At 62.4% G+C, this 13,281-nt stretch carries 13 protein-coding genes; 9 read left to right on the forward strand and 4 right to left on the reverse strand.

The features are described 5' to 3' along the window. Together AC52Q4_RS11860 and AC52Q4_RS11865 are read right to left on the reverse strand one after the other, a co-directional pair. Window positions 1–997: HlyC/CorC family transporter (locus tag AC52Q4_RS11860; protein ID WP_495537005.1), on the reverse strand; the 997-nt coding region annotated here is incomplete at its 3' end. Between the two features lie 89 nt (window positions 998–1,086). Further along, window positions 1,087–1,893 carry a cytochrome C assembly family protein gene (locus tag AC52Q4_RS11865; RefSeq protein WP_495537006.1) on the reverse strand — a complete coding sequence of 269 codons (807 nt, stop codon included), beginning with the start codon at window positions 1,891–1,893 and terminating at the stop codon, window positions 1,087–1,089. Between the two features lie 130 nt (window positions 1,894–2,023). Here AC52Q4_RS11865 and ffh point away from each other — a divergent pair, with 130 nt between their 5' ends. The 6 genes from ffh to AC52Q4_RS11895 all read left to right on the forward strand — a co-directional run bounded on the left by ffh (window position 2,024) and on the right by AC52Q4_RS11895 (window position 6,422). Beyond that, entirely contained in the window at window positions 2,024–3,400 is a 1,377-nt protein-coding gene (ffh, locus tag AC52Q4_RS11870; RefSeq protein WP_495537030.1) for a signal recognition particle protein, read from the forward strand. Window positions 3,401–3,512: 112 nt separating this feature from the next. Beyond that, window positions 3,513–3,782 (forward strand): 30S ribosomal protein S16, encoded by a 270-nt coding sequence (gene rpsP, locus AC52Q4_RS11875; RefSeq protein WP_495537007.1) that lies wholly within the window; start codon window positions 3,513–3,515, stop codon window positions 3,780–3,782. 10 nt (window positions 3,783–3,792) lie between these two features. After that, window positions 3,793–4,311: a ribosome maturation factor RimM gene (gene rimM / locus AC52Q4_RS11880; RefSeq protein WP_495537008.1), complete on the forward strand. Its 519-nt coding sequence runs from the start codon at window positions 3,793–3,795 to the stop codon at window positions 4,309–4,311. Window positions 4,312–4,392: 81 nt separating this feature from the next. After that, window positions 4,393–5,163 (forward strand): tRNA (guanosine(37)-N1)-methyltransferase TrmD, encoded by a 771-nt coding sequence (gene trmD / locus AC52Q4_RS11885; protein ID WP_495537031.1) that lies wholly within the window; start codon window positions 4,393–4,395, stop codon window positions 5,161–5,163. Further along, window positions 5,160–5,543, forward strand: a complete 384-nt coding sequence (gene rplS / locus AC52Q4_RS11890; RefSeq protein WP_495537009.1) for a 50S ribosomal protein L19 — start codon at window positions 5,160–5,162, stop codon at window positions 5,541–5,543. Before trmD ends, rplS begins: the two co-directional genes overlap by 4 nt. An 18-nt stretch (window positions 5,544–5,561) precedes the next feature. After that, a complete protein-coding gene (locus AC52Q4_RS11895) occupies window positions 5,562–6,422 on the forward strand; it encodes an alpha/beta hydrolase (protein WP_495537010.1) in 861 nt (286 codons plus the stop codon). Between the two features lie 40 nt (window positions 6,423–6,462). Here the strand turns inward: AC52Q4_RS11895 and ald are convergent, their stop codons facing one another. Together ald and serB are read right to left on the reverse strand one after the other, a co-directional pair. Continuing rightward, the gene (ald, locus tag AC52Q4_RS11900; protein ID WP_495537011.1) at window positions 6,463–7,587 is read right to left on the reverse strand and encodes an alanine dehydrogenase; all 1,125 of its coding nucleotides are present in this window, start codon (window positions 7,585–7,587) and stop codon (window positions 6,463–6,465) included. Between the two features lie 125 nt (window positions 7,588–7,712). Next, on the reverse strand, window positions 7,713–8,930 hold the full coding sequence (serB, locus tag AC52Q4_RS11905; protein ID WP_495537012.1) for a phosphoserine phosphatase SerB: 1,218 nt from the start codon (window positions 8,928–8,930) through the stop codon (window positions 7,713–7,715). Window positions 8,931–9,158: 228 nt separating this feature from the next. Here serB and msrB point away from each other — a divergent pair, with 228 nt between their 5' ends. The 3 genes from msrB to AC52Q4_RS11920 all read left to right on the forward strand — a co-directional run bounded on the left by msrB (window position 9,159) and on the right by AC52Q4_RS11920 (window position 13,049). After that, window positions 9,159–9,551: a peptide-methionine (R)-S-oxide reductase MsrB gene (gene msrB / locus AC52Q4_RS11910; RefSeq protein WP_495537013.1), complete on the forward strand. Its 393-nt coding sequence runs from the start codon at window positions 9,159–9,161 to the stop codon at window positions 9,549–9,551. Between the two features lie 76 nt (window positions 9,552–9,627). Further along, a complete protein-coding gene (gene ilvB, locus AC52Q4_RS11915; RefSeq protein WP_495537014.1) occupies window positions 9,628–11,493 on the forward strand; it encodes a biosynthetic-type acetolactate synthase large subunit in 1,866 nt (621 codons plus the stop codon). Between the two features lie 182 nt (window positions 11,494–11,675). Next, window positions 11,676–13,049: a phosphohexomutase domain-containing protein gene (locus AC52Q4_RS11920; protein WP_495537015.1), complete on the forward strand. Its 1,374-nt coding sequence runs from the start codon at window positions 11,676–11,678 to the stop codon at window positions 13,047–13,049. Window positions 13,050–13,281 lie beyond the last annotated feature (232 nt).

Genomic DNA, 13,281 nt, shown 5'->3' on the forward strand with positions numbered 1-13,281 from the left:
CCGGATCGGTGGTGAACTCGCCCACGATTTCCTCGAGAATATCCTCCAGGGTAATCAACCCCAGTATTTCGCCGTATTCATCGACAACCAGACCGATGCGCCGCCGCATCGCATGGAAATTGAGCAGCTGAACGGGCAGCGGTGTGCCTTCCGGCACGAAGTAGTGCTCGGTGAGATTGGCGCTGAGCTCTTCACGGCTCAGCGTGCTGCGCAGCATGCTGGTCACTACTTGTCGTACATGCAGCAGACCCCGTACCTCGTCTATGCTGCCCTGATAAACGGGCAGGCGCGTGTATTGGCTGTCGGCGATCTGCTCGAGTATCTCCTCCCATTCATCATCCAGATCGATGCCGACGATCTCGCTGCGGGGCACCATGATATCGTCCACCTCGACCTCCTCCAGGTCGAGGATATTCAGCAGCATGGTCTGATGGCGGCGGGGAATCATGGCGCCTGCCTCATTGACCACCACCCGCAGGTCCTCGCGGCTGAGATTGGCGGTGCCGGCATCGTCGGGATATGCCCCCAGAAGACGCAGCAAGTTGTTGGCGATCCAGTTGACGATCCAAACCAGCGGATAACACAACCGAAGCAACGGGGCCAGCACGTAGGAAGCGGGAAAGGCGATCCGTTCCGGGCGCAGAGCGGCGAGTGTCTTGGGCGTCACCTCCGCAAAGATCAGTATGATCAGCGTCAGCAGCCCGGTGGAAACGGCGATCGCCCCCTCTCCCCCCAGACGCAGGGCGATCACCGTGGCGACGGAGGAGGCGAGAATGTTCACGAAATTGTTGCCGAGCAGGATCAGGCCGATCAGCCGATCCGGGCGCTGCAGCAAGCGATCGGCGGTGCGCGCCCCGCGATGTCCGGAGCGCGCGAGATGACGCAGGCGGTAGCGATTCAGGGTCATCAAGGCCGTCTCCGATCCGGAGAAGCAGGCCGACAGACCAATCAGAATGCCGAGCAGAACGAACAGAGCGCCTAATGGGATCTCGTGCAAGTGCCACCCCTGTGGTCGACGTCTCGAGGGTTATGCGGGAGTGTAGCGAGGACCTTGGTCGACCCGGCAGACTCCTGACTCATGGGGAACTAGCGGTGGAGGATGAACTGGAGCACTAACTTGGTGCCGAAATAGGCCAGCATGAGGGTGAGAAAGCCACCGAGCGTCCAGCGTATGGCCGTACGACCGCGCCAGCCGAATCGCCAGTGTCCGAATAGCAGGACCGCGAACACGATCCAGGCCGTAAGCGAGAGCACAGTCTTGTGGACCAGATGTTGGGCGAAAATGTTGCCGAGCGACAGGGCGCCCGTGATGAGGGCGATCGTCAACATGACGAAACCCAAGCGCAAGAGCTGGAACAGCATCTCTTCCATCGTTTGCAACGCCGGCAGCATCCGAATGAAGCCACCGGGGTGGCGATTGCGCAGATGGTATTCCTGCACCCAGAGCAGGAGGGCTTGCGCGGCGGCAATGCCGAGCAGACTATAGGCCACCATGGAAAAGAGGATGTGCCAGTCGATGTTGGCGCCAATCGGGGCGCTGCTCGCTTGAGTGCGGCCGAATATCAGACTGAGCAGAGCGGTTACGGCTGCGACCGGCAGGATGACGATGCCCAGGTTCTCCACGGGCTGAACCAGCGTTGCCAGCAGCAGGAATGCGGCCATGAGCCAGCCGACCAGCGAGGCCGCGTTGAAGAAGCTCAGGTTGAGCCCCGCCGCGGTCCAGGTGGTCTCATAGACCTGCATGGCATGCGCACTGACCGCGAGCAGCGCCAGCAATAGGCTGACGGTCCGGATCGCTTCCCCGCTCGGGCGGGTGACCAGGCGCAGCGTGAGGCCCGTGCTCGCGGCCAAGTACAACCCGGAGGCAATGAGAGTTAACAACGTATGGTTCATCGGCTCGTGTGGAGCGCTTGTTCGGAATCCGGCGAATAATCGCATAGAACTCCCGGCTGTTCGAGCCCCAACGAGCACGGGGCTCGCGTTATAATGCCGACAGTTAATTTGAGGACGTCACGACGTGGCCATGTTTAGCAACCTCAGTGATCGACTCGACGGGATCGCCCGGCGGCTGCGCGGCCAGGGCCGATTGACCGAGGACAACATAAAGGAAACGCTGCGCGAGGTCCGCATGGCCCTCTTGGAGGCGGATGTCGCGCTGCCCGTGGTCAAAGCCTTTATCGAAGAGGTCAAGCAGCGGGCGCTCGGCGAAGAAGTGTTGAAAAGCCTCACGCCGGGGCAGGCGTTCGTCAAGATCGTCCGTGACGAAATGGTGCGGATGATGGGGGAGCGCAACGACGCGCTGGAGCTCAACGTCCGGCCACCCGCCGCGGTGATGGTGGCGGGTCTGCAGGGCTCGGGCAAAACGACCAGCGTTGCCAAGCTCGGGCGCTGGCTGCACCAACGCCAGAAGAAGAAGGTCCTCGCGGTCAGTCTCGACGTCTATCGGCCGGCGGCGATTGAGCAATTGCAGCGCCTCGCCGGGGAGGTCGAGATCGGCTTTTTTGCGACCCAGCCCAGCGACGATCCGGTGGAGGCGGCCGGTGCCGCGCTGGATTACGCGCGTCGCCACTACTACGACGTGCTGCTGTTGGACACGGCGGGCAGGCTCCACGTGGACGAGGCGATGATGGACGAGGTGCATCGCATACACGCGGCGGTGCGGCCGGTGGAGACGTTGTTCGTCGTGGACAGCATGACCGGTCAGGACGCGGTGCACACGGCCAAGGCCTTCGATGAAGCGTTACCGTTGACCGGCGTCGTTCTCACCAAGACGGATGGCGACGCCCGTGGCGGAGCCGCGTTGTCGATCCGCTATGTGACCGGCAAGCCCATCAAGTTCATCGGCGTGGGAGAGAAGACCGACGCGCTGGAGCCGTTCTATCCGGATCGCGTTGCCTCGCGCATTCTCGGAATGGGCGATGTGCTCAGTCTGGTGGAAGAGGTCGAGCGCAATGTCGATCGAGGCCAAGCCGAGCAGATGGCCCAGAAGCTCAAGAAGGGCAAGAGCTTCGATCTCGAGGATATGCGCGAACAGATGTTGCAGATCAATCGCCTGGGCGGACTGGCCGGGATCATGGACAAGCTGCCCGGGATGGGACGGATGCAGGAGCAGCTCAAGGGCCAAGTGGACGATACGATGGTGCGCCGGCAGGTTGCGATCATCAATTCCATGACCGCACTCGAGCGCCGCCGGCCGGAGATCATCAACGGCTCGCGCAAGCGGCGCATTGCCGCCGGTGCCGGTGCTCAGGTACAGGCCGTCAACCGGCTGCTCAAGCAGCATAAACAGATGCAAAAGATGATGAAGCAATTCCGCAAGGGTGGAATGAAACAGCTGATGCGCCAATTCGGAGGGGGCATGCCCCCGGGAGGCATGCCGCCCGGATTGGGTGGCGGCTGAGCGCGCGAGCGATTACAACTACTGCACATGCGGTTGGATTCCAGTAGAATGCGGCCTCCAAATACATGACCTGGCAGTTTTTGCCAACTGAAAGGGGCTAGTTGCTGACAAAATGGTTACCATTCGTCTGGCGAGAGGCGGCGCTAAGAAGCGGCCCTTCTATCACGTGATTGTTGCAAACGTCAGCAGCCGTCGCGATGGGCGGTTCATCGAGCGTCTTGGTTTCTACAACCCGGTTGCCTCCGGTAAGGAGATTCCGCTGCAGTTGGATTTGGAGCGCGCCGAGTATTGGTTGAAGCAAGGCGCGCGGCCATCGGAGAGTGCGGCACAGCTCATTGCTAAGGCACGCAAGGGTGCGACGTCGGAGAACGCGCCGTCCTGAAGGCGATGCGGTGATTCGAGAGCCCGATGCCGAGCCGCGGGTCGTCATCGGGCGAATCGTAGGTCTCTACGGGGTGCAGGGGTGGCTCAGGATTCACTCCTATACCCGCCCGCCACAGGGTATCCTCGAATACCGTCAATGGCTGGTGGCGCTATCGGGCCCCTGGCAGCCGATGGAGCTGATTGATGGGCGTCGTCACGGCAAGGGTCTGCTGGCGAGGCTTGAAGGGATCAGCGGACGCGAGGAGGCGCGAGCGCGTATCGGTTGCGATATCGCGATTCCGCGCGCCTTCTTACCCCCTTTGCCGGAGGGTGAGTATTACTGGGCCGATCTGGTGGGGCTACGCGTGCGGACGCTCGAGGGTGTCGATCTCGGTCGGGTCGATCACCTGATCGAGACGGGCAGCAATGACGTGCTCGTTGTCGTCGGTGACCGCGAACGGCTGATTCCGTTCGTGCCGGGGCGGGATATCGTCACCGTGGATCTGGATGCGGGGCAGATCTGCGTCGATTGGGATCCCCAGTTTTAGTTGTCGCCCGCCGGCAGACGTCCCGCGCTACCGTCGAGCCGCCAACTGTTCCAGGGCCGTAGGATGAATGCGCAGGCCGGCATCCGCTTCGACGTGGTAACGCTTTTCCCGGACTTCGTCCGGACCGTCGTAAGCGACGGGGTGACGGCGCGAGCCGTTGCGCGGGGGTTGCTGCGGCTGGTGACCTGGAACCCGCGCGATTACGCGCACGATCGTCATCGCAGCGTCGACGATCGTCCCTACGGTGGCGGGCCGGGGATGGTCATGAAGGTGCAGCCCCTGCGTGATGCCATTCGGGCCGCGCGGGCGTCGGTGGCCGACGGGGCTCGCGTTATCGCTCTGAGCCCGCAAGGTCGTCTTCTCGATCAGGCCGGCGTGCAGCATCTCTCGCAGCGCTCTCGTTTGATCCTGCTGTGCGGGCGCTATGAAGGCATAGACGAGCGGCTCATCGAGGCCGAGGTCGATGAGGAGTGCTCGATCGGCGATTACGTGCTTAGCGGAGGCGAGCTGCCGGCCATGGTGGTGATAGATGCCGTGGCGCGCCTGGTGCCCGGAGTGCTGGGACACGAGGGCTCGGCGGGACAGGATTCGTTTGTCGCCGGTCTGCTGGATTGCCCGCATTACACCCGGCCGGTTGATAGTGATGGCCGTGAAGTGCCGCCAGTGCTATTGAGCGGGGATCACCAAGCCGTGGCGCGTTGGCGTCGCAAGCAGGCGCTGGGTCGGACGTGGCTGCGCCGCCCCGAGCTGCTCGAGCGTTGTGAGCTCGATGCGCAGGCCAAATCGCTGTTGCAGGAGTTCATCGATGAGTATCAGGGCGAAGCGGGGACGCTAGGGGAAACAAGATCATGAGCAATATTATCCAGGAACTTGAAAAAGAGCAGATGGTCGGTATCGAGCGGGATGCTTTCGGCCCCGGTGATACGGTTTGCGTCAACGTCTGGGTGAAAGAGGGCAACCGCCAGCGCATCCAGGCCTTCGAGGGCGTGGTAATTGCCAAGCGCAACCGTGGGCTCAACTCTTCGTTCATCGTGCGCAAGGTCTCCCACGGCGAGGGCGTCGAGCGGGCTTTCCAGCTTTACAGCCCGTTGATCGAGAGTATCCAGGTCAAGCGCCGCGGTGCCGTGCGTCGCGCCAAGCTCTATTACCTGCGTGATCGCCAGGGCAAGGCCGCGCGCATCCGTGAGAAAATCCGCCCCAAAGCCGGTGCCGGCGCGAAATCGCGCGACTGATCAGAAAGCGTACGGTTAATGCAGGACGCAGCCAGGACCGTCGCTCGCCGTACACCCAACGGGTTGCAAGCATGGAGCCGTTACCGGGTCGGATCATTGCAGGTCGACCGGCTCGATGGCGGCGGGCGGCCCGTTTTGTTCGTTCATGGAGCCGGCGCCGGGCCTTGGTGCTGGTGGGGCTTTATGGAGCGCTTCGCGGCGGCGGGCTACGATTGCCATGCGATGGCATTGCGCGGGCATCCGCCAAGCGATCCCGTACCGGCCTTGGGACGGGTGCGATTGATCGACTACGTCGACGATATCCGGCAAGTGCTCGATCGGTTGCCTGGGGCGGTGTTGGTCGGGCATTCCATGGGAGGGGCTCTGGCGCAAGCCGTTGCGGCCTCGTGCGACGTGGCGGCGCTGATTCTCGCGGCGCCGGCTCCGGTGGCCGGCGTGCGTTTCCATCGGCCGCCGTGGCATGGGTGGTTGCCGGTGCAGGCGGCACGGGCACTGCCAGCGATCCTAGGCCGCGGCGTGGTGCGCCCGCATTTACCCTCCATGCGCCGGATGGTTTTGAACCGTTTACCGCGCGAGCAGCATCAGGAGGTATTCTCGCGTTGCACGCCCGAGTCCAGCACGGCGCTGCTGGGGCTGTTGGGCGGACGGCTGCGCTGTGAGCAGGGCAGCCTGCAAGACCGGCCCTTCGAGCGTTTAGTCGTGGCGGCAACCGCTGATCGGATCTGCATTTTCCCGATGCAGCGCGAAATTGCTCGGCAGCAGGGCGCGGAGTTGCTCGTACTCATCGATCGCGCTCATATGTTCATCATGGAGCCCGGCTGGCAGCGCTGCGCCGATCGTCTGATGAACTGGCTGCAAGAGGCGCACGCCACGGCTTAGGCGCTGGCGCCCGATCGCTAGCGGTATCGCCGCGACCGGTTCATCCCTCCTCCTGCAGCGCCGCCAGGGGCTCGACGAAAGGATAGCCATGCTCCTCGGCGACGGCGCTGTGAGTCACCTGGCCTCGATGAATATTGAGCCCCTGACGCAGATACGGATCATCCAGCAGGGCCCGTCGATAGCCTTTGTCGGCAATGGCAAGCGCGTAGGGCAAAACGGCGTTGTTAAGCGCGAAGGTGGACGTTCTGGGTACGGCGCCGGGCATGTTGGTCACACAATAGTGGACTACACCGTCGACCAGATAGGTGGGGTCGGCGTGGGTGGTCGGCCGCGAGGTCTCGAAGCAGCCGCCCTGATCGATCGCCACGTCCACTAAAACGGTGCCCGCTTTGAGCTCTCGCACCGTCTCGGCGGTGACCAGCTTCGGCGTTTCGGCGCCCGCGACGAGGACCGCGCCGACGATCAGCTCCGCCTGCAGGACGAAATGCTCCAGGGAGGTGCGCGTGGCGTAAACCGTGGTCAGGGCCGGGCCGAAATGCGAGGCGAGGCGGCGGAGGACCTCGAGATCGCGGTCAAGAACAACGACGTCGGCGCCCAAACCGAGCGCCATGGCAATCGCATTCTCCCCGACCACGCCGCCCCCGATGACCACGACCCGGGCCGGCGGTACGCCGGGAACGCCGCCCAAGAGCATGCCGCAGCCGCCATGCGCCCGTTCCATGCAGTAGGCCCCCGCTTGAATGGCCATTCTTCCCGCCACTTGGGACATGGGCGTGAGCAAGGGCAGGCGATTGTTCGGTCCGGCAACCGTCTCATAAGCGATGCAGACGGCGCCACTGCGCAGGAGATCTTGCGTCTGCGCGGCATCGGGCGCGAGGTGCAGGTAGGCGAAGAGCACTTGTTCTTGGCGAAGCAGGCGGCGTTCCTCGGCCTGCGGCTCCTTGACCTTGATGATCAGTTCCGCCGTCCGATACAGTTCTTCGGCGGTGGCGATGATCCGTGCTCCGCAGGCGCGGTAATCCTCGTCGGTGCTGCCGATCCCCTCTCCGGCGCCGCTCTCCACGAGCACCTCATGCTCGTGGGCCACGAATTCACGCACACTCTCGGGCGAAAGGCCCACGCGGTATTCGTGATTTTTGATCTCCTTCGGGACAGCTACCCACATTATCTTCGAACCTCCTCTGAGGCGCCGGTTGCCCAAGTTTCGCTAAGCGGCTCGAGGCTGGCCGGTGTTCGATGACCATAGCGTGAACCGCGCGATGCCGAGCGGCCAAGCGAGCGTGATCGGACTCAATGAGGATTATCGGCGTCCTTCATGCCCATCAGATAAAGAATGCCGTCCAAGCCGATGGTGGATATGGCCTGGCGCGCCTTTTTCTGTACGAACGGCTTGGCGTGGAAGGCGATTCCCAGACCGGCCAGCTTCAGCATGGGTAGATCGTTGGCCCCGTCGCCGACGGCAATCACCTGTTCGAGCTCGATGCCCTCGCGCTCGGCGATCGTGCGAAGCAGCTGCGCCTTTTTCTCACCGTCGATTATTTCACCGACGATCCGCCCGGTCAGCTGGCCCGAGCGGATCTCCGGTTCGTTGGCATAAACGTAGTCGAGGGGCAGCTGCCGCTGCAGGTAACGGCCGAAATAGGTAAAACCGCCCGAGATCACGGCGGTTTTGTAGCCGAGTTTGCGCAGCGTTCGGAGCAGGCGCTCGGCGCCTTCGGTGAGTGAGAGGCGTTCGGCCAACGCTTCCAATACGGACTCCGGCAACCCCTCCAAGAGGGCCATGCGCTGGCGCAATCCTTCTGCGAAGTCCTGCTCGCCCCGCAGGCCGGCCGCGGTGATTCGGCTGACCTCGTCGCCGACCCCCGCCTCGTACGCCAGCTCGTCGATGACCTCTTGTTGGATCAGCGTCGAATCCATGTCGAAAACCACCAGTCGGCGATTGCGTCGGTAGAAGTTGTCCTCCTGGAAGCTGATGTCCACGCCGAGTTCTTCGGAGAGCGCCACGAAGGTGGCCTTCATGACGTCCGGATTCAGTGGTTGGCCGCGCAGCGTGAGCTCGATGCAGGCTCGGCCTGTGGCTCCCTCGACGCAGTCCAACGACCCGGGGCCCGAGAGCCGGACGATGTCCTCGATGTGCATTGCGTTTTCGGTGATCACCTGGGCGATGCGGGCAATCTGCGCTGCGCTCACGCTGCGCCCGAGCAGGGTGACGATGTGGCGCGGCGGCTCCTGGCCATCGGCGCCGGAGCCGTGCCCCGCTTCCCCAAGGCGCGTAAAATGGATTTGCAGGCCATGGCGATGGACTTCGAAGAGCAGATCCTTGAGCAGCGGCGCCGTGTCATCCCCATTCGGCAAGCGGACCAATATGGTAAGAGCCATCGTGTCGCGTATCATCGCTTGGCCGATGTCGATCATCGGTACGTCGTGCACGGCCAGAATGTGCAGCAAGGACGTGGTGAGGCCGCTTTTGCTCTGGCCGGATACATTAATGACAACGATCTCGCTCATGGCATCGGTCCTCGCATGGGTTTGGCCGGGCCAACTGAGCGCCTATTGTATGCCATCCTGAATTCAGCCGCGCCAACGGCTCCGTCAGGAATTTGCCGCGTGGTACAGCCTATCGCTGCCGCCCGCTGACCTTGCGGTAAATTCAGGCGTCGGCGAGAGGGATAAGGGGTTGTGGCCGCGCTCGAACTGAGATCGAACTCAACGAGAGAGCAGACGGAGGACGGTGCTATGGATCCTAGCCAGGTTTCCGACGAACAATGGCGTCGCGAACTCACAGACGAGCAATATCGAGTTACCCGGCAACGCGGCACGGAGCGTCCGTTCAGCGGCGAATATTGCCATTGGGAGCAGGACGGCGTCTTTCGCTGTGTATGCTGCGCCGCGGTGCTGTTCGACTCCCGGCAAAAATACGACTCGGGAAGCGGCTGGCCGAGTTTTTGGGCGCCGGATGATGAGCAGGCCGTAGCAACCGAGCTTGATCGCAGCCACAATATGACGCGCACGGAAGTGCACTGCCGCCGCTGTCTTGCTCACCTCGGCCATGTCTTCGACGACGGGCCCGAGCCAACGGGGAAGCGATACTGCATCAACTCGGCAGCGTTAAAATTCGCGCCGCGCTGACTGGCAAAGCCTTGTCGCCGTGTAAGAGAACCCTCTATTATCTCAATGTTGCGCCGCAACCTCAGTCGGGTGAGCAATGACGGTAGATGCGACCATGATCAAACCCAAAGACGCCAAGCACCCTCGCGCAGGGGAGCGCATGAGCGGTGCTGAGACGGTGATTCAGGTGCTCGCCGACGAGGGGGTCGATACGGTATTCGGCTACAGTGGTGGCGCCATCTTACCAACCTATGATGCGATTTTTCGCTACAACGAGCATCATCGCAACGCCGAGGGCGAGGAATCGATCCGCCTGGTGGTCCCCGCCAATGAGCAGGGAGCCGGGTTCATGGCAGCCGGTTACGCGCGTAGCTCCGGCAAGGTGGGCGTCTGTCTGGTGACCTCCGGACCGGGCGCAACCAACACCGTCACGCCCGTGCGCGACTGCATGGCGGATTCGGTGCCGATGGTGCTGATTACCGGGCAGGTCGCTCGCCCGGCAATGGGAACCGATGCCTTTCAGGAAGCTCCCATCGTCAACATCATGGGCGCTTGCGCCAAGCATGTATTTCTCGTCACACAGCCGGAGCGGCTCGAGGAGACGCTGCGCACGGCGTTTGAGGTTGCGCGTTCCGGACGCCCGGGGCCGGTGGTCGTGGACCTTCCCAAAGATATGCAGAATTGGGTGGGTGAATTCAAAGGCGGCGGTGTGCTCGATATCCGCGGTTATCGTCAGCGCATGGAGTCGCTTGCCGCCACCAAGCTCTCCGAGCGCAAATGCCGCCAGTTCTTCGATATGCTCAAGCAGTGCACTCGCCCCTTGCTCTACGTCGGTGGTGGCGTGACCAGCGGCAATGCTTCCGCGGAGCTGACCGAATTCGCACACACCTTCAATATTCCGGTCGTGACAACCGTGATGGGGCTGGGTGCGATCGACACCCTGGATGATTTATGCCTGCACATGCTCGGCATGCACGGCACGGCCTACGCCAACTACGCGGTGGAAGACTGCGATTTCATCATCGCGGTAGGGGCGCGCTTCGACGACCGCGTGGCGGCGAAGGCGGATCTATTCGCTCCGCTCGCCGAGCATGTCGCCCACATCGATATCGACGCCGCGGAGATCGGTAAGGTCAAAAGAGTCGACTGGGCGCATGTCGGTGAAGCGGCTCGCTCGCTGCGCCAGCTTATCGAGCACGGGCGTTCAATCGGGTTCAAAAAGGATTTTGCGCCCTGGCTCAAGCACGTGCGGACCATGCGCGAAAAGCACGCGATGGGCTACGATCGGGAAAATGCGAAAATCCAGCCGCAGCTTGTCATGGAGCTACTGAACGGGCTCACTGGCGGGCGGGCCATCATTACCACCGGCGTGGGTCAGCATCAGATGTGGGCCGCGCAGTACCTGGATTTCCGGGGCCCGCGACTGTGGTTGACCTCCGGCAGTATGGGAACCATGGGCTTCGGTTTGCCCGCCGCCATCGGTGCGCAGTGTGCGAACCCGGACCGTATGGTGATCGACGTGGATGGCGATGGCAGCATTCGCATGAATCTCGGCGAGATGGAAACCGTAACCACCTACGGCCTTCCGGTGAAGATTCTGCTGCTCAATAATAATGGCGACGGGATGGTGCGGCAATGGCAGCGCCTCTATTTCGAGGATCGTTTCTCGGCGAGTGATAAGTCATTGCATCGCAAGGATTTTGTCAAGGCAGCGGAGTCCGACGGCTTCGCGTTTGCACGCCGCGTCAGTCAGCGGGAGGACCTTGAATCGGCACTTGCGGCCTTCATCGAATTCCCCGAAGCCGCCTTCCTCGAGGTAATGATCGATCCGGACGCGGGCGTCTATCCGATGGTTGGCCCGGGCATGGGCTACAAACAGATGGTCACGGGCAGCCATATTGCGGCACGGGAGCAGACGGGCCGGTCGGGCATGGTAAAAGTCGATCCCACCGAGATGTTCTGATTTTTAATGTTCGGCAGTCCAAGTTGCCAGGAAGACCTCGCATTTGCGGCGCTGCGTTGGTCAGCAGCGGGTACGTCGCGCTGCGCTGTAGCGCCTCAGATAGGCGGCGTATGAGCCGTGTTTTGCAATCTCCAATGGCGCTTATCTCTAATTGCGTTGACCGGCACGGGTGAGTCGAGGGAATGACGAAGCAACTGGATTGTTTCAAAGCCTATGATATTCGTGGGCGGGTGCCCGATCAGCTGAACACGGATATCGCCTACCGTATCGGGCGCGCCTATGCGGATTGGTTGCAGCCGCGGGATGTCGTAGTGGGCTACGATGTGCGCCTGACGAGCCCGCAGATCAGCGAGGCATTGGCGGCCGGGCTGATGGATGGCGGGGCGAACGTCCATGAAATCGGCCTGTGCGGGACGGAAGAGGTGTATTTCGCCACCGCACACTTTGGGATGGACGGCGGCATCATGGTCACGGCGAGCCATAATCCGTCGGATTACAATGGCATGAAGCTGCTGCGCGAAGAAGCTCGACCCATCAGCGGCGATACCGGGCTGCTCGAGATTCACGATCTGGCGGTGGCTGCATCATGGCGAGGGGCGACCCGCCAGGGTGCAAAGCAGGCGCTGCAGCATCGCTCGGCGTATCTCGAGCATCTGCTCGGCTTCGTGGACGGTGCTGCTCTGAAGCCCCTGCGCATCGTGGTCAATGCGGGTAATGGTGGTGCCGGGCCGGTTCTCGACGCGCTCGCCGAGCGTTTGCCTTTTGAGTTCGTGCGTTTGCACCACGAGCCGGACGGCACATTCCCCAATGGGGTGCCGAATCCGCTGCTACCGGAGAATCGTGCGGAGACCGAACGGCTGGTGCGCGAGAGCGATGCGGACTTCGGCGTCGGTTGGGACGGGGATTTCGATCGTTGTTTTCTCTTCGATGAGCGCGGGGATTTCGTCGAAGGTTACTATATCGTGGGATTGCTGGCGGAGGCTTTTCTACGTCGCTGCCCTGGGGAGAAGGTGATTCACGACCCGCGGCTCATCTGGAACACCATCGACATCGTCAACGACCTCGGTGGTATTCCCGTGCAAAGCAAGACGGGGCATGCCTTCATCAAAGAGCGCATGCGAGCCGAAAACGCCATTTACGGCGGCGAGATGAGCGCCCACCATTACTTTCGTGATTTTGCCTACTGTGACAGCGGTATGCTGCCGTGGTTGCTCGTTGCGGAGCGGATTTCGCTCAGTGGCAAGCCGCTCTCCCGGCTCGTGAGCGAGCGCCTCGAGCGTTTTCCGGTGAGCGGCGAGATCAACCGGCGCCTGAGTGACCCGGCCGGCGTGCTGGCGGCTGTGGAGGCACATTACGCAGGGGTTGCTCAGAGCGTCGATCATACGGACGGGCTGAGCATGAGCTTCGAGCGTTGGCGTTTCAATCTGCGGTCCTCGAATACCGAGCCGGTCGTGCGTCTCAACGTCGAGTCGCGTGGGGATCGCTCGCTCATGGAGCAAAAAACGGCTGAAATTCTGCACTGGCTGGAGGCGGAAGGCGGCCGTGATGCCGTCTAGCCCAAAGGCCTCGCCGAGCGGCTAAGGCATACACTCGCGGAACGTTGACCGATCGTGCAGCGCAACGGAAAGATCCGGTTGTCCGGCAATTGCTTTGAAAGTGGCCGCCGCACACAGGCATGCCGATCGCGGCTCGAGCTTCGATGAGCCGGCGCGAGCGGCTAATTGGCGCCGCTCGCGGCGCGACGAATTCCGGAAAAAGGCGACGGCAGTGATGCCACGCCGCGGCTCC

The organism is Nitrococcus sp. (assembly GCF_059432795.1).

Coding starts and splice junctions, on each gene's coding strand:
- AC52Q4_RS11895 (WP_495537010.1), top strand. CDS start 5,562: ATGCAGGACGCAGCCAGGACCGTCGCTCGCCGTACACCCAACGGGTTG.
- rplS (WP_495537009.1), top strand. CDS start 5,160: ATGAGCAATATTATCCAGGAACTTGAAAAAGAGCAGATGGTCGGTATC.
- AC52Q4_RS11920 (WP_495537015.1), top strand. CDS start 11,676: ATGACGAAGCAACTGGATTGTTTCAAAGCCTATGATATTCGTGGGCGG.
- rpsP (WP_495537007.1), top strand. CDS start 3,513: ATGGTTACCATTCGTCTGGCGAGAGGCGGCGCTAAGAAGCGGCCCTTC.
- ald (WP_495537011.1), bottom strand. CDS start 7,587: ATGTGGGTAGCTGTCCCGAAGGAGATCAAAAATCACGAATACCGCGTG.
- ffh (WP_495537030.1), top strand. CDS start 2,024: ATGTTTAGCAACCTCAGTGATCGACTCGACGGGATCGCCCGGCGGCTG.
- ilvB (WP_495537014.1), top strand. CDS start 9,628: ATGACGGTAGATGCGACCATGATCAAACCCAAAGACGCCAAGCACCCT.
- AC52Q4_RS11865 (WP_495537006.1), bottom strand. CDS start 1,893: ATGAACCATACGTTGTTAACTCTCATTGCCTCCGGGTTGTACTTGGCC.
- msrB (WP_495537013.1), top strand. CDS start 9,159: ATGGATCCTAGCCAGGTTTCCGACGAACAATGGCGTCGCGAACTCACA.
- serB (WP_495537012.1), bottom strand. CDS start 8,930: ATGAGCGAGATCGTTGTCATTAATGTATCCGGCCAGAGCAAAAGCGGC.